General features: G+C 40.3%; 19 protein-coding genes. 17 read left to right on the plus strand and 2 right to left on the minus strand.

Going from position 1 to position 19,878, the window contains the following annotated elements; translation table 11 throughout:
- The first annotated feature begins 116 nt into the window (after positions 1 to 116).
- The 4 genes from IGI54_RS04460 to IGI54_RS04475 all read left to right on the plus strand — a co-directional run bounded on the left by IGI54_RS04460 (position 117) and on the right by IGI54_RS04475 (position 4,189).
- The gene (locus tag IGI54_RS04460) at positions 117 to 986 is read left to right on the plus strand and encodes a class II fructose-bisphosphate aldolase (protein ID WP_071861115.1); all 870 of its coding nucleotides are present in this window, start codon (positions 117 to 119) and stop codon (positions 984 to 986) included.
- A 270-nt stretch (positions 987 to 1,256) separates the two neighbouring features.
- Positions 1,257 to 2,528, plus strand: a complete 1,272-nt coding sequence (locus tag IGI54_RS04465; RefSeq protein ID WP_430621263.1) for a UDP-N-acetylglucosamine 1-carboxyvinyltransferase — start codon at positions 1,257 to 1,259, stop codon at positions 2,526 to 2,528.
- On the plus strand, positions 2,528 to 3,823 hold the full coding sequence (gene rho / locus IGI54_RS04470; RefSeq protein ID WP_071861117.1) for a transcription termination factor Rho: 1,296 nt from the start codon (positions 2,528 to 2,530) through the stop codon (positions 3,821 to 3,823). The genes IGI54_RS04465 and rho overlap by 1 nt, the downstream gene beginning before the upstream one ends.
- 99 nt (positions 3,824 to 3,922) lie before the next feature.
- Positions 3,923 to 4,189 (plus strand): type B 50S ribosomal protein L31, encoded by a 267-nt coding sequence (locus IGI54_RS04475; protein WP_071861118.1) that lies wholly within the window; start codon positions 3,923 to 3,925, stop codon positions 4,187 to 4,189.
- 347 nt (positions 4,190 to 4,536) lie between these two features.
- Here the strand turns inward: IGI54_RS04475 and IGI54_RS04480 are convergent, their stop codons facing one another.
- Together IGI54_RS04480 and IGI54_RS04485 are read right to left on the minus strand one after the other, a co-directional pair.
- A complete protein-coding gene (locus IGI54_RS04480) occupies positions 4,537 to 5,106 on the minus strand; it encodes a PTS sugar transporter subunit IIA (protein ID WP_430621264.1) in 570 nt (189 codons plus the stop codon).
- A 24-nt stretch (positions 5,107 to 5,130) separates the two neighbouring features.
- Positions 5,131 to 6,171: an alpha/beta hydrolase gene (locus IGI54_RS04485; RefSeq protein WP_430621265.1), complete on the minus strand. Its 1,041-nt coding sequence runs from the start codon at positions 6,169 to 6,171 to the stop codon at positions 5,131 to 5,133.
- A 330-nt stretch (positions 6,172 to 6,501) separates the two neighbouring features.
- Between IGI54_RS04485 and IGI54_RS04490 the strand changes: the two genes are divergently transcribed.
- From IGI54_RS04490 to IGI54_RS04550, 13 genes are all read left to right on the plus strand, one after another.
- The gene (locus IGI54_RS04490) at positions 6,502 to 7,956 is read left to right on the plus strand and encodes a PTS transporter subunit EIIC (protein ID WP_071861122.1); all 1,455 of its coding nucleotides are present in this window, start codon (positions 6,502 to 6,504) and stop codon (positions 7,954 to 7,956) included.
- Positions 7,957 to 8,029: 73 nt separating this feature from the next.
- Positions 8,030 to 9,145 (plus strand): SGNH/GDSL hydrolase family protein, encoded by a 1,116-nt coding sequence (locus tag IGI54_RS04495; protein WP_430621266.1) that lies wholly within the window; start codon positions 8,030 to 8,032, stop codon positions 9,143 to 9,145.
- 99 nt (positions 9,146 to 9,244) lie between these two features.
- Positions 9,245 to 9,934 carry a GntR family transcriptional regulator gene (locus IGI54_RS04500; RefSeq protein ID WP_379971617.1) on the plus strand — a complete coding sequence of 230 codons (690 nt, stop codon included), beginning with the start codon at positions 9,245 to 9,247 and terminating at the stop codon, positions 9,932 to 9,934.
- Between the two features lie 665 nt (positions 9,935 to 10,599).
- Positions 10,600 to 11,694: a YncE family protein gene (locus tag IGI54_RS04505; RefSeq protein WP_430621267.1), complete on the plus strand. Its 1,095-nt coding sequence runs from the start codon at positions 10,600 to 10,602 to the stop codon at positions 11,692 to 11,694.
- A 92-nt stretch (positions 11,695 to 11,786) separates the two neighbouring features.
- Positions 11,787 to 12,770, plus strand: a complete 984-nt coding sequence (locus IGI54_RS04510) for a LacI family DNA-binding transcriptional regulator (RefSeq protein ID WP_430621268.1) — start codon at positions 11,787 to 11,789, stop codon at positions 12,768 to 12,770.
- A 183-nt stretch (positions 12,771 to 12,953) separates the two neighbouring features.
- Positions 12,954 to 13,694 (plus strand): sugar phosphate isomerase/epimerase family protein, encoded by a 741-nt coding sequence (locus IGI54_RS04515; RefSeq protein ID WP_430621269.1) that lies wholly within the window; start codon positions 12,954 to 12,956, stop codon positions 13,692 to 13,694.
- A gap of 33 nt (positions 13,695 to 13,727) precedes the next feature.
- Positions 13,728 to 13,973 (plus strand): hypothetical protein, encoded by a 246-nt coding sequence (locus tag IGI54_RS04520; RefSeq protein ID WP_430621270.1) that lies wholly within the window; start codon positions 13,728 to 13,730, stop codon positions 13,971 to 13,973.
- A 12-nt stretch (positions 13,974 to 13,985) separates the two neighbouring features.
- Positions 13,986 to 15,257 carry a gluconate:proton symporter gene (locus tag IGI54_RS04525; protein WP_430621271.1) on the plus strand — a complete coding sequence of 424 codons (1,272 nt, stop codon included), beginning with the start codon at positions 13,986 to 13,988 and terminating at the stop codon, positions 15,255 to 15,257.
- Positions 15,258 to 15,276: 19 nt separating this feature from the next.
- On the plus strand, positions 15,277 to 16,236 hold the full coding sequence (locus tag IGI54_RS04530; protein ID WP_430621272.1) for a sugar kinase: 960 nt from the start codon (positions 15,277 to 15,279) through the stop codon (positions 16,234 to 16,236).
- Positions 16,236 to 16,871 carry an orotidine 5'-phosphate decarboxylase / HUMPS family protein gene (locus IGI54_RS04535; protein ID WP_216428744.1) on the plus strand — a complete coding sequence of 212 codons (636 nt, stop codon included), beginning with the start codon at positions 16,236 to 16,238 and terminating at the stop codon, positions 16,869 to 16,871. Before IGI54_RS04530 ends, IGI54_RS04535 begins: the two co-directional genes overlap by 1 nt.
- Positions 16,858 to 17,400: a 6-phospho-3-hexuloisomerase gene (hxlB, locus tag IGI54_RS04540; RefSeq protein WP_071861131.1), complete on the plus strand. Its 543-nt coding sequence runs from the start codon at positions 16,858 to 16,860 to the stop codon at positions 17,398 to 17,400. The genes IGI54_RS04535 and hxlB overlap by 14 nt, the downstream gene beginning before the upstream one ends.
- 9 nt (positions 17,401 to 17,409) lie before the next feature.
- Positions 17,410 to 18,048: a bifunctional 2-keto-4-hydroxyglutarate aldolase/2-keto-3-deoxy-6-phosphogluconate aldolase gene (locus tag IGI54_RS04545; protein WP_430621273.1), complete on the plus strand. Its 639-nt coding sequence runs from the start codon at positions 17,410 to 17,412 to the stop codon at positions 18,046 to 18,048.
- A gap of 214 nt (positions 18,049 to 18,262) precedes the next feature.
- Positions 18,263 to 19,876, plus strand: coding sequence for a PTS transporter subunit EIIC (locus IGI54_RS04550; RefSeq protein WP_216428756.1), 1,614 nt, complete (start codon positions 18,263 to 18,265; stop codon positions 19,874 to 19,876).
- Positions 19,877 to 19,878: the final 2 nt, after the last annotated feature.

Raw genomic sequence — 19,878 nt, forward strand, 5'->3', positions numbered from 1 at the left:
AGGTTTTATCGAATGGTTTGCAGTAGCAAAGATGTCGAAACTTTGATAGAATTAACACGTTAGTTAAGCATCGCTTAACCAAATAGTAAAAAAGAAAATCTTAGGAGGAATTTTTTATGCCAGTAGTATCAGGAGCAGAGTTCTTAAAAGCTGCACGTCAAGGCGGATATGCAGTAGGTGGATTCAACACGAACAACTTAGAATGGACTCAAGCGATTTTAAAAGCTGCAGAAGCTAAAAAAGCACCAGTTCTAATTCAAACATCAATGGGCGCTGCAAAATACATGGGTGGATACAAAGTTGCTAAAGACATTATCTGTAACTTAGTTGATTCAATGGGTATCACTGTACCAGTTGCTATTCACTTAGACCACGGTGACTACGAAGCTGCTTTAGAATGTATCGAAGTTGGCTATACTTCAATCATGTTTGATGGTTCTCATTTACCATTCGAAGAAAACTTGAAATTAGCTAAAGACGTTGTTGAAAAAGCTCACGCTAAAGGTATCTCTGTAGAATGTGAAGTTGGTTCAATCGGCGGCGAAGAAGACGGAATCATCGGCTTAGGCGAATTAGCTGACGTTGAAGAATGTAAACAAATGGTTGCTACAGGTATTGATTACTTAGCATGTGGTATTGGTAACATCCACGGCGTTTACCCTGAAAACTGGAAAGGCCTTGCATTTGACCACTTACAAGAAATCGCAGATGCTGTTGGACATGAAGTACCATTAGTATTACACGGCGGTTCTGGTATTCCTAAAGAACAAATCCAAAAAGCAATCTCAATGGGTGTTTCTAAAGTCAACGTTAACACTGAATTCCAATTATCATTTGCTAAAGCAACTCGTGAATATATCGAAGCTGGCAAAGATAAAGAAGGAAAAGGCTTTGACCCTCGTAAATTGTTGGCACCTGGTGTTGCTGCAATCGTTAAAGATGCTGAAGAACATATCGACTGGTTCGGTTCAGCTAACAAAGCTTAATCAATTAAGGCATTCGAGAAGTGTACCAATTTCGATTGGTATGCTTCTTTTTTTTACGTGAGAACTATCATGTTTTGCTAGCGGGCTTTACGAGAGGACTGTTTTGGTGATGAGCAAAAATCTTCGTTTTATCGTTTAAAAATTAGGCAAGTTCGCGAGCCCGTTTTATTTATACATAGTTTTAAGAATGCTTCCTTTTTATACTAGCGAATCTATGCTAAAATAATTAATGGTCTATAAACTTCAAAATAATTAATTAGGTGAAAATAAATGAAAAAAATCGAAATTCATGGCGGAAAGCCATTATCAGGTAATATTACAATTAGCGGCGCGAAAAACAGCGCAGTCGCATTGATCCCAGCAGCAATCATGGCGGATTCGCCGGTGACTTTAGAAGGCGTTCCCGATATTCAAGACGTTCATTCCTTGATCGAGATTTTAGAGATCATGGGGGCTAAGGTGACGTTCTCTAATAATCGAATGGTCATCGATCCAAGTAATGTGGTGTCGATCCCGATGCCAAGTGGAAAAATCAATTCACTACGAGCTTCCTATTATTTCATGGGGGCGTTAGTCGGAAAATTTGGTGAAGCTGTCGTAGGTTTACCAGGAGGCTGTTTCTTAGGTCCTCGTCCGATTGATTTGCATATTAAAGGCTTTGAAAGCCTAGGCGCTGACGTGTCTAACGAACATGGCGTGATTTATCTACGAACCGATGACGAAGGTTTGAAAGGCGATCGCATCTTTATGGATGTGGTGTCGATTGGGGCGACCATTAACGTAATGCTAGCAGCGGTTAAAGCAAAAGGCAAAACGATTATTGAAAATGCCGCAAAAGAACCAGAAATTATTGATGTCGCCACTTTATTAAATAATATGGGGGCGAAAATTCGTGGCGCTGGTACCGATGAGATTCGGATTGAAGGCGTAGAGGAATTACATGGCTGCGTTCATTCAATCATTCCTGACCGGATTGAAGCCGGAACGTATTTAGCGTTAGCTGCAGCGATGGGGGAAGGCGTGACGGTTCATAATGTGATTTATGAACATATCGAAAGTTTTATCGCTAAATTGGAAGAAATCGGTGTGGAAATGAATATCTCTGAAGACAGTATTGATGTTCTGCCTTCGAAGAATTTAAAGACAGTCGATGTGACTACTTCGCCTTATCCCGGCTTTGCGACGGATTTGCAGCAGCCAATAACTCCTTTATTATTAAAGGCGCAAGGGACGGCGGAAGTCATTGATACGATTTATTCTAAACGCGTGAACCACATCCCTGAGTTGGTTCGTATGGGGGCTGATGCTCGGGTAGAAGGCAACCTGATCGTCTTAAATGGACCAAGCAAGTTGCATGGAGCGGAAGTTGTAGCTTCTGATTTACGTGCGGGGGCTTGTTTAGTGATTGCTGGTCTAATGGCAGAAGGCACAACAACGATCTATAATGTAGAATACATTTTACGTGGTTATGACCACATTATTGAGAAACTGACGGCTCTTGGTGCTACTATCGAAATGATCGACGAGGAAGAGGCGGAATAATGAGCGATTATTTAACTATGGCGGAGCTTGAAAATAAGACGCTGAAAGAAATTTACGCATTTGCCAAGGATTTCAAAATCCCATACTACAGTCAAATGAATAAAAAAGAATTGTCTTTGGCCGTTATTCGAGCACAAGCTGAAAAACAAGGCTTCTTCTATATGGAAGGGGTCTTGGATATCGTCGGTCAAGACGGCTACGGCTTTTTACGTCCGATTAACTATGGTTCAAGCGCCGAGGATATTTATATTTCATCTTCACAGATTCGCCGCTTTGGGTTACGGAATGGGGACAAAGTTGCTGGAAAAGCACGTCCGCCAAAAGAATCGGAACGTTATTACGGCTTAATGCACGTGGAAAGTGTCAATGGCAAAGATCCAGAAGAAGCCAAAGAGCGTCCACACTTTCCAGCGTTAACCGCACTTTATCCAGACAAACAGTTGGTATTGGAAACGACACCAGGCCGGTTATCTACTCGGATGATTGATATCTTTTCACCAGTCGGCTTTGGTCAACGGGGATTGATTGTCGCGCCACCTAAAGCAGGAAAAACGACGATCTTAAAGGAAATCGCCAACGGCATTACCGATAATTATCCGGAAGTCGAATTGATCGTACTTTTGATCGATGAACGGCCAGAGGAAGTGACGGATTTAGAGCGCAGTGTCAAAGGCGATGTGGTGTATTCCACCTTTGACCAGCAGCCACAAAATCATACCCGTGTGTCTGAGTTAGTCTTGGAACGAGCGATGCGACTAGTCGAAGACAAACGCGATGTGGTGATCCTAATGGATAGTATCACCCGTCTAGCGCGGGCGTATAACTTAGTGGTGCCTCCAAGCGGACGGACATTAAGTGGTGGGATTGATCCAGCCGCATTATACAAACCAAAGAAATTCTTTGGTGCCGCTCGAAATATTGAAGAAGGCGGCAGTCTGACGATTTTAGCCACTGCCTTAGTTGATACCGGCAGCCGAATGGACGATGTGATTTACGAAGAATTTAAGGGAACTGGAAACTTAGAATTACAATTATCTCGTGAATTATCTGAGCGCCGCATCTTCCCAGCAATCGATATCAAGAAATCCGGCACACGGAAAGAAGAACTGTTAATGAGTCCGGATCGTTTAGAAGAAATCTTCAAACTGCGGAACAACATGACAGGCGACTCATTAGAATACACGTCACAGTTCATAAATTTCCTAAAGAAATCAAAAAACAACGAAGGAGTTTTCAAGGCCTTCAAAGACGTTTCCTTCGGCGGAAAATCACCCCGACGAAATCAAAAAAGATAATTGCATTGTCGAATCATTCATGATAGTATATTCATGTTGCGAATTGCAAAAATAACTCTGAACCAGCAAATGATTCAGGGCAAAGGAGCGAAAAAAACTATGAAACAAGGAATTCACCCAGAATATCATCCAGTTGTCTTTATGGACTCAACGACAGGTTTCAAATTCTTGTCAGGTTCTACTAAATCTTCACAAGAAACAGTTGAATGGGAAGACGGAAACACTTACCCTGTAATCCGTGTCGAAGTAACTTCAGACTCTCATCCATTCTACACTGGACGTCAAAAATTCACGCAAGCCGATGGACGTGTCGATCGTTTCAACAAAAAATACGGTCTCAAAGACGCAAACGCAGAAGAAAAATAAAAGGACTGTTCAAACAGACTTTAACGAGTTTCCTATTTTGGGAGGCTCGTTTTTTTATAACCTTCTTTTGTATTCGTAAGATTATATTGGCAAATATCAAATTGAAAGAACCATTAGGCTTAGAAAAGAGAGAAGCTTATTTCTTTGTTGCAAAAGTAGATTTATAAAAAGAACTTTATTTATGATTTTTTTTAATCATGCAGCTCCTTGTCAGAGCTCTTTTGAGACACGATATTATTTATTAATTCGAGCTTCTCTTTTCTATTCAAACGTAAAAAATGTGCTGGAAGAAAATCGATAGGATTTTTCTACCAGCACTAAAAATTATAGAATTCAACAAGGAAATCTTATTTTCTATTTTTAAGTTCCTTCATGGTTACGAGTGCGACAGGAGTCTCTGCAACGACAAGACCGTCTGCATTTAAGGTAACGTCAGCGACTTCGTCCATATTTGTGACGACGATCAAAACATCTGTCTCTTTTTTAGCATCTACTACAGCTTTGATATCCATCTCTGCGATCATGGTAGTGGGAGTGACTATATCTCCAACATTAACGTAAACGTTAAAAGGTTTTCCGTTTAATTCAACGGTATCTAACCCCATGTGAATCAAGACCTCCAAACCAGAAGTTGTCTCGATACCGATTGCATGTTTTGTATCGAAAATACTAATGATTTTCCCATTAATAGGCGAATAAATTTGATTAGCTATCGGAGTCACCGCGAAACCGTCTCCCATCATTCTTTGAGAGAAGACAGGATCACTAACCTCAATAATTGGTTTGACTTTACCCGCAACTGGAGCGTAAAGCGTTTCTAGAGTACTAATATTTTTTTTATCGGAAATTTGTACTTTTGGTTCTTTCTTTTTAAAGCGATCAAAAAGACTAAATTGTTGCATAGTAGCAATTTGCATAATCATTCTCCTTAAGGTTATTATTTAAATACGTAAAAAACTGCTGATCTCGTTAACAACGTCTTCTGATTGAGGCAAGATGCCGATTAAAGGTGCAAAGGCATGAATCATACCGCTGTATTGAAGAAAGCTGACAGGAACAGCTGCTTTCACAAGTTTTTTTGCAAATACTTCGTTTGCTTGACGAAAGAAATCATATTCTCCGACTAAAAATAGAGTTCTTGGCATAAAACCGATTTCATTCATTGCCAATGGGGAGGTCAGAGGTGCGTCAATTTTTTCGTCATGTTGCAGATAGTACTCTTTCATGATAATGCTTAAACTTAACGTACGTTCAAATAGATTGTCTCGGATATTTTTTTGAACAGGAATAACTGGGTATGCGTTGACATTCCACAAATCTTGAGCATGTAAATCAAATGTAAGCACAGGATAAAGTAAGATTTGTGCTTCTATGGCAGGGGCGCCCATCTCATGGCAAAGGTATGAAGCTCCTAGAGCAATGTTTCCGCCGGCTGAATCACCCGCAATCGCGACTGTTCGTTGCAGTTTTTGCTGATAATAAAGTATGACCGCAGCGCCATCCCAGATTCCAGACGGAAATGGGTGTTCTGGTGCTAAACTGTAGTCGACACTAATAATTTGTCGGCCGCTTTTTTGTGCGATCGCCTTTAAAAAATCATGAACATCTGCCGGCGTTCCTCCATAAAATGAACCTCCGTGAAAGTAGATTAAAACGGCGTCTACTTCTAATTGTCGCGGAGTAAGGATTTCAACCGAGACTTTTCTTTCTAAGTACTCGATAATTTTGGTAGTAGTTGATACATTATCGCCAGGGAAGTCGATTGTACCGACTACGTTATTTCCAGTACGGAGTTTTTCCAAATTTTTGTCGATTGTGCGCACCTTTTGATATTTTTCTTCCAGCGCGGGAAAAATTAATGGACTGTATTCACCCGAAAAGATCTTGGAGTTGATGGGTTTGATGATTTTAGTCAAGCCGTCATTTGTTTCTTCAACGCTATTCTCAGTTAAAGAATTCAAAACTGCTTGATAACTTGTCATAGCAAAAGCCTCCTATAGCTTCTAAGAATTAATGTACATGTAAATTAGCAAGCTTAGTTAATAATTTTGTAAATAAATTTCTAACTGTATTCGTTTGCATAGTAACACAGTATATTCTAGAAATCAATTATTTGTCTGAACAAATAATTGAAATAGTATGAATACATAGATAGTAGGACGTTCTCAATAAGAGGATATTTATCTCCGATTTTTAACAAGAAAAAAATAAAAAAAGTTTTCAACAAAACTGTTGACAAAGCAATGAAAGGGCATTATTATCTGTTTGAACAAATAATAAAAGTTGTTTATACATTTTGGGAGGTAAGAAAAATGGCGGATAAGTATAGTGATGTTGCCAAAGAGATTGTAGATCATGTTGGCGGCAAGGAAAATATCAAAATGTTGACCCATTGTGTGACTCGTTTGCGTTTCGTTGTCAAAGATGAAAAAGCTATCGACGAAAAAGCGGTCAAAGAGATACCCTTAGTGAAAGGGGCTTTTCATTCTAATGGACAATACCAAGTTGTTATTGGTACCGGAACAGTTGATAAGGTATTCGATGAAGTAGAAAAGCAAACTGGGATTCAACAAGCGGATGCAGCAGAGTTAAAAGCAATTGAAGCATCAAAGAAAAATATTTTCCAACGAGGATTGAAAACGTTCTCCGATATTTTTATTCCAATCTTACCAGCGATTGTAGGAGCTGGTATACTGCTTGGAATTGGAAATATTTTGACTTCAGCTGGTATTTTTGGATCTGAATCTTTAGTTGCACAACATCCTCAGATTCAAGGACTGGCTGATATGATTATAATGATAGCGAACACGGCATTCACTTATATTCCAGTTTTAGTTGCTTGGTCGGCGGTCAAACGCTTTGGTGGCAATCCAATGTTGGGCGTGTTCTTAGGTTTAGTTTTGATCAATGCCCAATTGTTACCCGGTTCGCAAATGTCTTCTGTTATAAATGGAGATGTAAAACCGGAATACTGGCATATCTTTGGTCTTAAAGTAATGCAGTTAGGCTATCAAAATTCAGTATTGCCTCCTCTAGTAGCATCATGGGTATTAGTTTTCCTAGAAAAAAAATTGAAGAAAATCGTTCCAGATACTTTGCAATTAATCGTGGTGGCCCCAGTGGCGATCGTTGTTACGGCTTTCTTGACTTTCTTAGCGATTGGACCATTTATGAACCAAGTGGCAACAGTAATTACAAATGGAATCATGAGTTTATTTAATTTTAGCCCGATCATTGCTGGCTTCTTGTTTGGCCTTTTATGGGAACCGTTGGTTGTGACTGGTATGCATCACGCTTTTATTGCAGTCAATATCCAATTGATCGCTCAAACTCAACAAAGCTTTATGTTATCAATCATTACGATCGTATGCGTTGCGGAAGCAGGCGCGGATTTCGCTATGGCATTGTTGACACGCTCTAAGCAAAAACGTGGTATTGCTATATCTGCAGGAACATCTTCTTTATTAGGGGTAACTGAGCCTTCTATGTTTGGTGTCACGATTCCTGCTAAATATCCTTTCATTTGTTCGATTCTGAGCGCTGGTGTTGCTGGAGCACTTATAATGATGTTCAAAGTTTATGCCATTTCATTAGGTCCAAGTGGTCCTTTGTCATTCACAATCATTCCAGCACAATTTTGGGCAAAGCATTATTTAGTTATGGGTATAGCTTTTATACTATCTTTCGCTTCAACTTTTGCTTATGGTAAATTCGCAAAGAAAGAAAAATCAGAAGTTGATGTAGCAACACAGACTGTAGTCGAGTAAAAAAATCGGATCTGGGTTGCAAGTAGACTTGCATCTCAGATCTTTTTCTAAAAATGATATGAAGGTGAAACGTATGGAACAAATAGTATGGCAACAAGTTTTTTCAAACTATCATAATCTTAACTATAACTTAGACAAACCACAGCGTTTATGCTTTTTACATAATACGGAAGGTGATCAATTACGCCTTGAGATGACGAATCAATATGATGAACAGCCTTTGATTGTCGATAGTTTACGGATTAGTGGTAATGCTCATTTTGAGCAAGCAGTCACAGTAACTAGTGAGGGTATGGCAACTTTCAATATCCCCGCTTTCAGTAAAATTTGGACAGATACGGTTTCATTTCCTATCCATGCAGGCAAACCGCTTTACGTAGAAATCACGGTGCACAATCAAAAAGGAACGATCAATACTTTAGCGAGTTCTCTAGACCATCATTTAGTAGAAGTACTAGATTATGAAGATGATATCCAACAAAATTTTTATTTTGGAATAACGACGATTCAAGCGGAGACTTCATCTAAAATGACCATCGGATTTTTCGGAGACTCTTTAACCAACCAAGGTTATTTCAGTAATCAAGTTGCTACGATGCTTTATGAGGAATATCCAAATGAAGTTACTACCTTTAACGCGGGCATCTCTGGTAACCGTCTGCTCTTAGCAGGAAATTCGGAATCTGAATGGAACGAAAGTTTTGGCCCAGCAGGAGTCGAACGCTTTAAGGTAGATGTTCTAGAAAAGAGTCCGCAACTGGTGGTCTCTATGATCGGGATTAACGATTTGTTCCATCCGGGTGCGGGGTGTCCAGAAAATGAATTACCTACTGCTGATGCTTTGATCAAGGCAATCAAAAAACTATCGGAAGTTTGTTCTGAAAGAGGAATCCTATTTGTACCAATGACTATTACTCCTTTCAAAGGTGCTGTCAATCGTGAGATTAGTTCCTGGAATCCGATAAAAGAAGCTATTCGTTCTACAGTTAATGATTTTATTCGTTCATACCCACATTGTATCGATATCGCAGCACGAATCGAACAAACTGATGATGTAGCTTCTTTACAAGGCCTATATGATTGTGGCGATCACCTTCATTTTTCACCGGATGGAGCTGTTGTAATTGGGACCGCCGTATTCAATGTGCTGAAGCCGTTAATCGACTCAGCTATCAAAGTGGAAATATGATTGTTTATTATCGGCTAATCCAGTAGAATTAGAAATATCGAGTCGTTACTGGAAAGGATCGATTACAATATGGCTGGAGCAAAGTTTTATCCTATATATATGAAATTAAAAGAACGTATTAAAAATGGTGAGTATGAGGAAATGCTGCCGACGGAGAGCGTATTGACGCAAGAATTCAACACTAGTCGCAACACGATTCGTCGCGCGATTCTGATGCTAAAAGAAGAAGGCCTGGTCTACAGTGTCAAGGGCCGTGGAGTCCTTATTTTAGAAACTATTGCTGATGATCGCTGGGACTTTGATGCTGGCGGATTTAATGGTTTAGAAGCGATCGAACAGGCGAATCAAATGGAAACAGAGACAAAAGTCTTGTGCTTAAAAAAAATCATCATAGATGAAAAATTACAGGGGAAGGTCCCTTTTACTACAGGTGAGATCTTGTATCAAGTTGAAAGACTCAGAATCTTAAATGGTGATCCTTTGATGCTAGATATCAGCTATTTTCGTTTTGATCAAGTCCCTATTCTGACTAAATCTATCGCGGAAAAGTCAATCTATCAATACTTAAAGGATCAAGATGTCCATATCGCCGCAGCAAAGCGTCGTTTTTTAGTGACGAAAGCTGATGAGAAAGATATGGAGTATCTAGATCTTGGAACGAACAATTGTGTAGGTGTCATGGAGAATCTTGTTTTTAATGACATGGGGAGGCTCTTTGAATATACTCAAAGCCGGTTCGTTCCAGATCGATTTAGTTTAACTTATTTCGCACAAAATGCGGATTTGTGAAAATAGTGTTAGTCATAAAAAATGAGTCTTGTAATGCACGTGGGCGTATAGCAAAGTTCAGTTTGAATTTTGCTGTACGTTTTTCTGTTCTCTTGTTGTTTAGTCTTGACCCTGCAAACCAAGCAAAAAGGATCTCTTTGAAAAATCTAACAAACGATGTGAAGCAATTAATAAAATGGTGCATTTTAGGTTGCTAGCTGTATAATCAATCGGCTAATCCAATCATTTCCAACAAATAAAAGGTTTTTCTAATGAAAAAGGTGTTTGAAGTTTATTATTTCTAGTTCCAGAATAATTATACAATCATGATATAATCGATATTAGCATTAAAATTTTATTAACTGTGTCCAAAATTATTTTAGAAAAAATAGAATCAATATGACCATCTCGGTCAGAACTTTAGAAGGCATTAGAGTGTCTATTTTACCTTACCTAATATAATGGTTACGAAGAGGATAATTGAAAAAAGATCGTAATGGATCCGGGCTTCATCTTAAGAACGACATATTAAATTTATTAAAAAAATTGATTTGTATGTAGAATAATGAGTGTCTATATTCATAGGAAGCTCGTTTTTATTTTATCGCATCGCTTTAATTGTTGTTCTGGCCTATATCTGCTATGTTTTTAGTAGAGAGATGTTTGTGCTTGTGGAGGTGTTCAAGTTGTATCGAAAATGGGTTGCTGGCGGTCTAGTTGTTTTAGGTCTTTTATTTTCTTCTCCTGGGTCTGTGGCGGCATCAGAGTATGGGCTGACGGATGCGCAGCAGAAAAAGATCGTAGAGCCCTATGACCGATTTTATCATGCAGCGTTTGCTGATAAAGCGGCTGTCGAGGATTTTGGGATGTATAAGATTCCGGGATTGTATGAAGCAGCAACGCTTAGTCTGGCAACAGGTAAAATAGCGAAGAGTCAAACCATGACGCCACAGGGCATTGCTTTGACGGACAAATATGTATTGATCTCAGCCTATAGTCATGATCATCAGAACCATTCGGTAATCTATATGCTGGATCGGCAAACGCACCGTTATTTAAAAACAGTGGTTTTACCTGGGCATCCGCATCTTGGCGGAATCGCATATGATCCGAAGCATCAGCGTGTCTGGGTGACGACGGATGGACTATATGCCGGCTTGGCGTCGATTGATTTAAAAGTGATGGAAGACTATCAGTTGGAAGATCAGCGAGTAGTAACTTATCATCAGCAGATTTCTTTGAACAATATCGCCCGCGCTTCTGCCTTGACTTATACTTCAGGTGTATTAGTGGTAGGTTATTTCACTTTAGATGAATATGGGCGTATGAGTACTTATCGTTTGAATGATCAAGGGGAGTTGACGACTACCTCACAGGAAAAGGTCTCTAGCTTTGATGCTGGTCAGCCAAACAAGGCAACACAGCTGCCTGTAGCACCACCGCAATTTGCCCGCTCCATTGGTGCTTGGAAAACGTTGGCGATGGTTCAAGGGATTGCCTTTTATAAAGATTATCTGTTGATGTCCCAATCTTGGGGCCCAGAACGTTCTGGAAAGATTTACTTTTTTAACTTAGATAAAGTTGATCGCTATTTCTCGATTAAGGATGCGGAATTCAAGGTTGATACGCCGCCCTATATCGAACAAATAACCGTTAGTGACGATCAGCTCTTTACCCTTTTTGAAGGTGCCGCATTTCCTTATCGAAGAAGAAATCCCGTCTTAGTGGATCATGCGATCCAATTAAGTATGGATGATCTATTGGAAAAGACGGATGAATAATTGTGAAAAAAAGCAGCCGGGTGCCTGGCTGCTTTTCAATCGTAGGAAAGTTCGATACAATAATAAAAAAAAAGACAGTTGGGGAAGACAAAATGAAAAAAATTACCATCAAAGAAGTCGCTGAAGAAGCGGGTGTTTCTAAAACAACGATTTCGCGTTTTCTGAATAATAATTACGGAAATATGTCGAAGGAAACGAAGGCTCGGATTGCTGACGTGATTGAGCGCTTGGGCTACCGGCCAAGTAAGCAGGCGCAAGCGTTAAAATCTAAGCACAGCTATCTGATCGGTGTGGTGGTAGCCGATATTTCAAATATGTACTCTTCGTTGCTTTTAAAAGGGATTGGATCGGTACTGGAAAAAAGCGGCTATCAAATGATTATTATGGATGCGGCGAATTCAGTTAGTCTTGAAAAAGAATTGTTGCAAAAACTGATTGATCAAAGTGTGGAAGGGATTATTTTACAGCCGTCATCTCGGCAATCGAGTAATTATGAATTTATCGCCGAACACAATATTCCGTTGCTTTTAGTGGATCGGCAAACAGAGCCTGAACGCTGGACATCAGTGATCACCAATAATATCGCTGCCACCAAAGAAGTGATTGAAAAAGCCTTGGAAAGAGGGTATGAACATGTTTTTGTCGTTAGTGAGCCGGTTAAGGATGTCAGTACTCGGGAAGATCGCTATCGAACGGTGCAGGAGACGGTCCTTAAATCGCAAAAAAAGTGTCACTTAATCGAAGTTAACGATGAAGATGAGATGACTGGAAAAATCGAAGAAATCTTGCAGCAGCCAAACAAGAAATTATTGTTTGCTTCTAACGGACGGGTGTTAATGGAGAGTTTGACGATTTTGATTCATAAAAATATCTCCATTCCAGCAGAAATTGGAATCACCGGTTTTGATGATTGGAATTTGACGGAGTTAGTGGGTCCGGGAATCACCAGCGTGGAGCAGCCATCGAGAAAAATTGGAAAAAGAGCGGCAACACATTTGCTGGAGTTGTTGAAGGACAAACAACCGGTGGGGGAAATTATCGTACCATCTGCAATTCGTTGGCGTAAATCGGTGTAAATATTCGTTATTTTTAAAATAAATTTTATAGAGTAGTATCGTTTGGAAACCGATTTCTAAATGATGCCGCTCTTTTTTGTAATTGAAGAAATGTTTTTTAATCATGAAACCGTTGACATTTTTCGTTAACCGGTTTACTATACATCTATAGAAACCGGTTAACAAATTGAGAGGATGGGTTTTATGAAAGACAATCGTTTAGTGCTTAATTTTTTAGTTTTTGCTGAAAAAGTGGAAAATGGTGCATTGCAGAGTGAATTATTACCCGAAATTGCTGATTTAGGTTTTCAATCTGTTGAAATACGTCGTGAATATTTTAAGGATCTTGAAAAAGAGATGCCTGTTATCAAAGCAGAGGCTGAACGTTTGAAGCTTGAATTGTTTTATAGTGTTCCAGATGAAGTTTATGTAGATGGAAAGATTAATCCGAAATTGAAAAACTATTTAGCAGAAGCAGAACAAATGGGTGTAAAACATATCAAATGGAACATTGGTGCATTTGAAGGGGATTTACATGAGGATGAATTGAAAACGCTTATTGAAAGCGGTGTGGCAATTACAATTGAAAATGATCAAACCCAAACATCAGGAACGATCGCTGCTATTCAAACGTATATGAAAGCGATTAAAGACGCGAGCTTAGCCATTGGTTATGTTTATGACTTAGGAAACTGGCGCTTCGTTGGTGAAGACGAAATGAAAGCCGCTGAAGCATTGACAGACTATGTTCAATATATCCATATGAAGGATGTTGGCTATGAAAATGATCAGCCAAAGGCCGCTGGACTTGACCATGGCGAAATCGATTGGCGTAAGGGTTTGACGATTTTACCGAAGAATCGTCCAATCGCGATTGAATATCCAACAACCTCAAATGCAGAAATTCTTGAAGCGAAGAAACTTTTAGAAGAAGCGATTGATTAGACAGTCGCTGATAAAAGACTAGGAGGAACGGTAATGACAGAGCAACATACTAAGATTGACGCTGAGAAATTTGCTTATCATTTTATGGAAACGATTAATCGTCCTGAGATCGACACAGAGAATATGGAAGGTGCGGCAAAAGAAGCGTTAGCCGCCTATCTGACAGCGTATTATATGATTCAAAAATTCAATCACTTAGAAAATGACTTCTTTATAGAAAATCATAAGAAACCAGCATCAAACTACCAACGCATTTTAAGTGAACTAAATAAATATTAGGAGGCGCTACTTATGGGGGGCGCAATAACAGGCATTTTATTAGCAGTAACCTTTATTATTTTCGTTATCTATGCCATGAAGGGTGGTAATTTAACGGTTGGATTCTTCGTTATGGCTGTCTTATGGACAGCGATTGGATTGGTGCCTTTCAACACAGCGGTCAAAGAAATTTTTACTGAACCAGTTTTAAATTATGGGAAAACAGCTGCCTATATTATTTTCGGGTCTTGGTTTGGTCGAGTATTAGTCGATACTGGGATCGCCGGGAGTATTAGCCGCAGAACAGAAAAGGTCGGTAAGAAAAGTCCGGTCTTGGCAACGATCTTGATTGCTTTTGTAATCGCTCTAATTTTTACTAGCTCATATGGGGTTGGTTCGGCGATTGCGGTTGGTGTAATTCTTTTTCCAATCATGTTTTCGATTGGTGTACCTAGAAACATTGCGGTGTCAGTCTTTACAATCGCGATCGGGGCTGCAATGTACGTGAACAATGTTCTTTTTGTTCAATTCCAAGTTTTCTTCCCGAAAGTCGCTTGGGGTCCGCATTATCAACGTTTTGGCTTTGTTGCGATGGGTATTCAAATGGTGATTTTAGTTATCTTTATCTTATTCAATGCTAAGAAAATTCGTAATGGTACGCCTGAGATTATTGAAAGTGACTCTGAGGCAGAAATCGTGGAAGTTCCAATGTGGACGTATGTTTTACCCGTAATGCCGGTAGCTTTGAGTATTTTTGCTAAGTGGGATGCTGTTCCTGCGTTGTTACTTTCAACCATTATCGCGTTTGCAGCAACTGGCAATATGAAGAAATATTCAAGATTTGTCACTATGATGAATGAAACAGCGAAACATGCGATTAGTGATATTGCTGGCTTGCTGATTATGTTGTTCGTCTTAACGATGTTTCAATCAGCCGCTGTTCATGCAATGTCAGGCTTTACTAGTGTCTTCCAACAAGTAATTCCAGATAATAAATTAGCGTTGATCATTATTGTAGCGATTGTTGCACCGCTGTCTTATTTCCGTGGACCATTGATGCTTTATGGCGCGGGTGCCGCAACGGCCGCGATTCTAGTCGGCACAGGCATGTTCGATCAATACTTCTTATATGGCTTATTAGTAGTACCATCTATGATGGGCGTTTCAGCTTGTATCACACAATCATGGAATTTATGGTCAGTTCAATACGCCGGCCTAGATACGAAAACATTTCTACTTACCGGCCTACCATGGGCTTGGGGAGCAACAGTCTTGAACTTAATTGCAGCATATATTTTACTATAAAAGAAAAGAGGAAATTAAGATGAGTGAATTTTTAACAATTGGTGAACCGATTGCATTATTTGGATCAGAGGAAGTCGACAAGTCATTGAAGGACGCACTTCATTTTCAAAAATTTTTAGCAGGAGCAGAAGTCAATGTCGCTGTCGGTGTCTCTCGCTTAGGTCATAGCAGTGAATATATTACGCAAGTCGGAAAAGATCCATTTGGCGAATTTATTATTGACCGCCTGCACGAAAATAAAATCGGCACTGATTATATTTCGGAAACGTCAGATTTTTGGACAGCTTTCCAATTAAAGGATAGAGTAAGTGAAGGCGATCCAAGCATTTTCTATTTCCGTAAAGGTTCGGCTGCCGCTCATTTTGAAAAGGAAGTTTTAGACAAAATTGATTTTTCTGATGTGAAAATGGCGCATCTATCCGGGATTTTCCCAGCAATCTCGAAAGAAGCACAGACAGCTTTCCGTTATTTGATCCAATTATTGGAAGAACACAAGATTCGTACAACTTTTGATCCAAATCTACGCCCCCAATTATGGGACAGCGAAGCTGAGATGGTAGAAACAATTAACGACCTTGCCTCTCATGTAGAAATCGTTTTGCCAGGGATCAATGAAGGTGAAATTTTGATGGGCAGTCGCGAACCAGAAGCAATCGCTGATTTCTATTTGAACAACGGCGAAGCGACACAAACAGTCATTGTTAAACTTGGAACAGAAGGGGCTTATGTGAAGCAAAAAGATGGCACGAGCTTTACCGTTCCTGGTTTTAAAGTCGCGAAAGTAGTTGATACCGTGGGTGCAGGGGATGGCTTTGCAGTCGGATTAGTGACCGCTTTAATTGAAGGTAAAGACTTGAAAGACGCGGTAATCCGTGCGAATGCGATTGGTGCAATGGCCGTACAATCACCTGGCGATAACGATGGCTATCCAACACCAACAGAACTTGAAGCATTTTTAAAAAATCAGAAGGTGAAATAATGAAGTTACAAACAGCGATCGATCGGGTATCATTAGAAGATGCTGCCCGATTGGCGAAACAATTAGATGGTAAAACCGATATCTTAGAAATGGGTACCTCATTAGTGAAAGATTACGGGAATGAAGCCATTCGCAGACTGCGAGGAGAATTATCACAAACCAGTTTATTAGTCGATAGTAAAACGATCGATGAAGGCGCCTATGAATTTAATCAAGCCTTTCATCATGGCGGAGATATCGTCACGGTCATGGGGGCGGCCTCGCATGCCACCCTTCAAGCTTGCTATGAAGTAGCACAAAAAGAAAACAAGACCATGATGATCGACCTGTTAGAAGTCAGTGATGAAAAGATTGCCGCTATCAGTGATTTTCCTGAAGCAATCTATGCACTGCATCATTCGATTGATCGTGAAGACAAGCTGGATGCTGTCGGCAGCGTGGCAGATTTTCATCAGAAATTTCCAACGATTAAACGGTTAGCGGTCGCTGGTGGGATCGATTTACCACAAGTTCAAAAATTAGCCGCGCAGGATTTACTTGAAGTGGTGATCGTTGGTTCAAAAATTGCTAAAGCAGCCGATCCCGTGGCAGCAGTAAAAGAGTTTATGGAGGCTATTCACAATGGAAACAATTAAAACAATCATGGCAGAAATCAATCAAGTCATGGACTTGGTGGATGAAAAGCAATTGGATCAAGCATTGCCATTATTTCAAAAAAATAAACGGATTTTCGTGATCGGCGCAGGCCGCAGCGGTTTTCAGGCAAAAGGTTTTGCAATGCGCTTGATGCACATTGGCTATACGGATTATGTGATGGGGGAAACGATCACACCATCGATTCAAAAAGGCGATACGTGGGTAGCAATCTCAGGTTCTGGTACAACCAAAGGAATCGTGAATGATACAGAAGCCGCTAAAAAATTGGGATTGGATATCGTCGCATTAACGAGTGATCCAGAATCTCCTTTGGCGCAATTGGCTGATCAAGTAATCGTCGTTCCCGGTGCAACGAAAACCGGTGCAGGCATCAAATCCGTTCAGTTATTATCAACGCTGTTCGATCAAACCGTGCATATCACTCTTGACGCATTAACATTAAAACTAGCGAAACGTGATCAAACCTCTAACGAAGAGGCACTACATGAACACGTGAATGTAGAGTAGGCGATCAAAATGAAGAAAAGCCAAATTCTTGCTCGGTTAGAAGCAGCTGGCGTGGTAGCGGTTGTGCGAGAAAACAATACTGCGAGCGCCCTGGAAGCTGCCAAAGCGGTAGTTGCAGGGGGCATTCATGGCCTCGAAGTGACTTTTTCGGTTCCAAATGCGGATCAAGTGATTGCCAAGTTAAAGGAAATCTATCAAGCTGACCAAGCTGTAGTAGTTGGAGCTGGGACCGTTTTAGATGCCGTGACCGCTCGGCTGGCGATTATGGCTGGAGCGGAATTTGTCGTCAGCCCTAGTTTTGATCAAGCAACGGCCGAACTATGCAACTTATACCAAGTTCCCTATCTTCCCGGCTGTATGACTATCACGGAGATGCAGCGGGCAATGATCAGTGGAGCGGAAGTCGTCAAGCTTTTCCCAGCGAATAATTTTGATCCGCAATTCATTAAGTCCGTTCAAGCACCTTTGCCTCAGATCAATCTGATGCCTACGGGTGGGATCAATTTAGCTAATTTATTGGTTTGGAAGCAAGCGGGTGCTTTAATGGTTGGCGTTGGCGGTAATTTATTTAAGGGAGTCGCCGATCAAGATTACGAAAAAGTCACGGAGACAGCCAGAGAATACATGGCGAAGTGGCGAGAGGAATAGGAAGAATACTAATACTAGAGACTGTGCCAAAAGTCAAATCTGGCACAGTCTCTATTTAGTTAAAAAAGCTCTGTGACAGATGATTGTCACGGAGCTTTTTGTGGATGAAACCTGTTTCAAATCGTGAAACAGGTTGAGTTGTAAGCGGTGACTATATATTTTTTTATTTCGTGACCGTATACTGAACACATCATAAAAGAAGGAGAGAAGAAAGATGAAAGCGAAAATCATGGATAGCATGCAAAAATTTTCAAAAGCGATGTTTGTTCCCGTTTTGATCTTGCCGATCGCCGGGATTTTGATTGCGATTGGAAATGTTTTTACGAACCCGCGGCTGATTGAAATGTTTGGCTTTTTAGATAATCCAATCACGATGGGTTTTGGAAGCATTTTATCAGCAGCTTTGTTGCCGGTTTTAACCAACCTCGGAGTGATTTTCTGTGTGGGGATTGCCTTAGGACTTGCGAATAAGAAAAAAGCTGAGGCTGCGTTTACGGCATTATTAGGCTATTTAGTTTTCTTATATGCAATGAATAAATTTATGGAGCTAAGAGGAATGCTAGTTGCTCCGGATCAATTACAAGGCTCAGGTCAAGCACTGGTTTTAGGCGTTCAAGTCCTTGATATGGGTGTTTTTCTAGGGATCATTTTGGGATTAGTAGTTGCGTTGATCCACAATCGGTTTATCGATACGACGTTTAATAATGCCTTCCAAGTTTATGGCGGCGCAAGATTTGTCTTTATTGTTTTGATTCCTGTATTAGTATTGGCAGCAATTATTTTATCGTTTGTTTGGCCAGTCGTTCAGCAAGGGATCGATGGTTTAGGCGGCGTGATTCAAAAGACCGGCAATTTCGGGATTTTCTTATACGGTTCACTAGAGCGTCTGCTAATCCCAACTGGCTTGCACCATTTGATTTATACACCATTTTTATATACTTCTCTTGGTGGTGTTGCAGAGGTTGGCGGTCAAGTATTTGAAGGCGCGCGGAATATTTACTTTGCTGAAATCGCTGATCCTGCAGTCCGCGTTTTATCTCAGAGTGTCATTTGGGACGCGCGAGGGATCTCCAAAATGTTTGGTTTAATTGGTGCTTGCTTGGCAATGTATCAAACCGCTAAACCAGAGAATAAGTTCAAGGTTAAAGCAATCTTGATTCCGGCAGTAGTCACTTCGTTTGTTGCAGGAGTTACAGAGCCAATTGAATTTTCGTTTATGTTCGTGGCACCGGCACTATTCGTGATCCATTCCGCATTAAGCGGTCTCAGCATGGTAGCGTTAAATATTTTTGGTTCACGAGCAATTGGCCCCAATGGTTTTATCGATTTCCTACTGTACAATATCCCACTAGGAACAGAGAAAACTCGCTGGCCGATCTATTTATTAGTAGGAGTCGCTTTCTTCTTTATTTATTATTTCGTGTTCCGATTTTTAATCGTCAAATTCAACTTTAAGACAGTTGGAAGAGAAGATGAAGATCAAGAAACGAAGCTGTATTCTAAAAAGGAATACAACGATAAAAAAGCTCAGGCTCCTGCAGATGGCGTAATGGCAACGAATGCTTCGGATGATCAAGTTTCAGGCGTGATCGTGGAAGGCTTAGGCGGAGCAGAAAATATTAAAACGATTGATAATTGTTATACTCGTTTACGCCTGAAATTGGCCGACCCAGCGTTAGTCAACGAAGGATTATTAAAAAATCAAACGCAAGCCAAAGGTGTCATTAGTAATGGGGAGAATGTCCATGTGGTCTATGGCTTGACCGTTCCCCAAGTACGAGAACGATTAGAAAAATATTTAGGCAGAGATAGTGGAGGAGACGAATAGTT

It is taken from the genome of Enterococcus sp. DIV0800, from assembly GCF_050559735.1.
In the GTDB taxonomy this organism is placed as follows: Bacteria; Bacillota; Bacilli; order Lactobacillales; family Enterococcaceae; genus Enterococcus_A; species Enterococcus_A devriesei.

Excerpts from the sequence above, each read along its gene's own strand:
- IGI54_RS04460 (WP_071861115.1), top strand. The coding sequence starts at position 117 with ATGCCAGTAGTATCAGGAGCAGAGTTCTTAAAAGCTGCACGTCAAGGC.
- IGI54_RS04465 (WP_430621263.1), top strand. The coding sequence starts at position 1,257 with ATGAAAAAAATCGAAATTCATGGCGGAAAGCCATTATCAGGTAATATT.
- rho (WP_071861117.1), top strand. The coding sequence starts at position 2,528 with ATGAGCGATTATTTAACTATGGCGGAGCTTGAAAATAAGACGCTGAAA.
- IGI54_RS04475 (WP_071861118.1), top strand. The coding sequence starts at position 3,923 with ATGAAACAAGGAATTCACCCAGAATATCATCCAGTTGTCTTTATGGAC.
- IGI54_RS04480 (WP_430621264.1), bottom strand. The coding sequence starts at position 5,106 with ATGCAAATTGCTACTATGCAACAATTTAGTCTTTTTGATCGCTTTAAA.
- IGI54_RS04485 (WP_430621265.1), bottom strand. The coding sequence starts at position 6,171 with ATGACAAGTTATCAAGCAGTTTTGAATTCTTTAACTGAGAATAGCGTT.
- IGI54_RS04490 (WP_071861122.1), top strand. The coding sequence starts at position 6,502 with ATGGCGGATAAGTATAGTGATGTTGCCAAAGAGATTGTAGATCATGTT.
- IGI54_RS04495 (WP_430621266.1), top strand. The coding sequence starts at position 8,030 with ATGGAACAAATAGTATGGCAACAAGTTTTTTCAAACTATCATAATCTT.
- IGI54_RS04500 (WP_379971617.1), top strand. The coding sequence starts at position 9,245 with ATGAAATTAAAAGAACGTATTAAAAATGGTGAGTATGAGGAAATGCTG.
- IGI54_RS04510 (WP_430621268.1), top strand. The coding sequence starts at position 11,787 with ATGAAAAAAATTACCATCAAAGAAGTCGCTGAAGAAGCGGGTGTTTCT.
- IGI54_RS04515 (WP_430621269.1), top strand. The coding sequence starts at position 12,954 with ATGAAAGACAATCGTTTAGTGCTTAATTTTTTAGTTTTTGCTGAAAAA.
- IGI54_RS04520 (WP_430621270.1), top strand. The coding sequence starts at position 13,728 with ATGACAGAGCAACATACTAAGATTGACGCTGAGAAATTTGCTTATCAT.
- IGI54_RS04525 (WP_430621271.1), top strand. The coding sequence starts at position 13,986 with ATGGGGGGCGCAATAACAGGCATTTTATTAGCAGTAACCTTTATTATT.
- IGI54_RS04530 (WP_430621272.1), top strand. The coding sequence starts at position 15,277 with ATGAGTGAATTTTTAACAATTGGTGAACCGATTGCATTATTTGGATCA.
- IGI54_RS04535 (WP_216428744.1), top strand. The coding sequence starts at position 16,236 with ATGAAGTTACAAACAGCGATCGATCGGGTATCATTAGAAGATGCTGCC.
- hxlB (WP_071861131.1), top strand. The coding sequence starts at position 16,858 with ATGGAAACAATTAAAACAATCATGGCAGAAATCAATCAAGTCATGGAC.
- IGI54_RS04545 (WP_430621273.1), top strand. The coding sequence starts at position 17,410 with ATGAAGAAAAGCCAAATTCTTGCTCGGTTAGAAGCAGCTGGCGTGGTA.
- IGI54_RS04550 (WP_216428756.1), top strand. The coding sequence starts at position 18,263 with ATGAAAGCGAAAATCATGGATAGCATGCAAAAATTTTCAAAAGCGATG.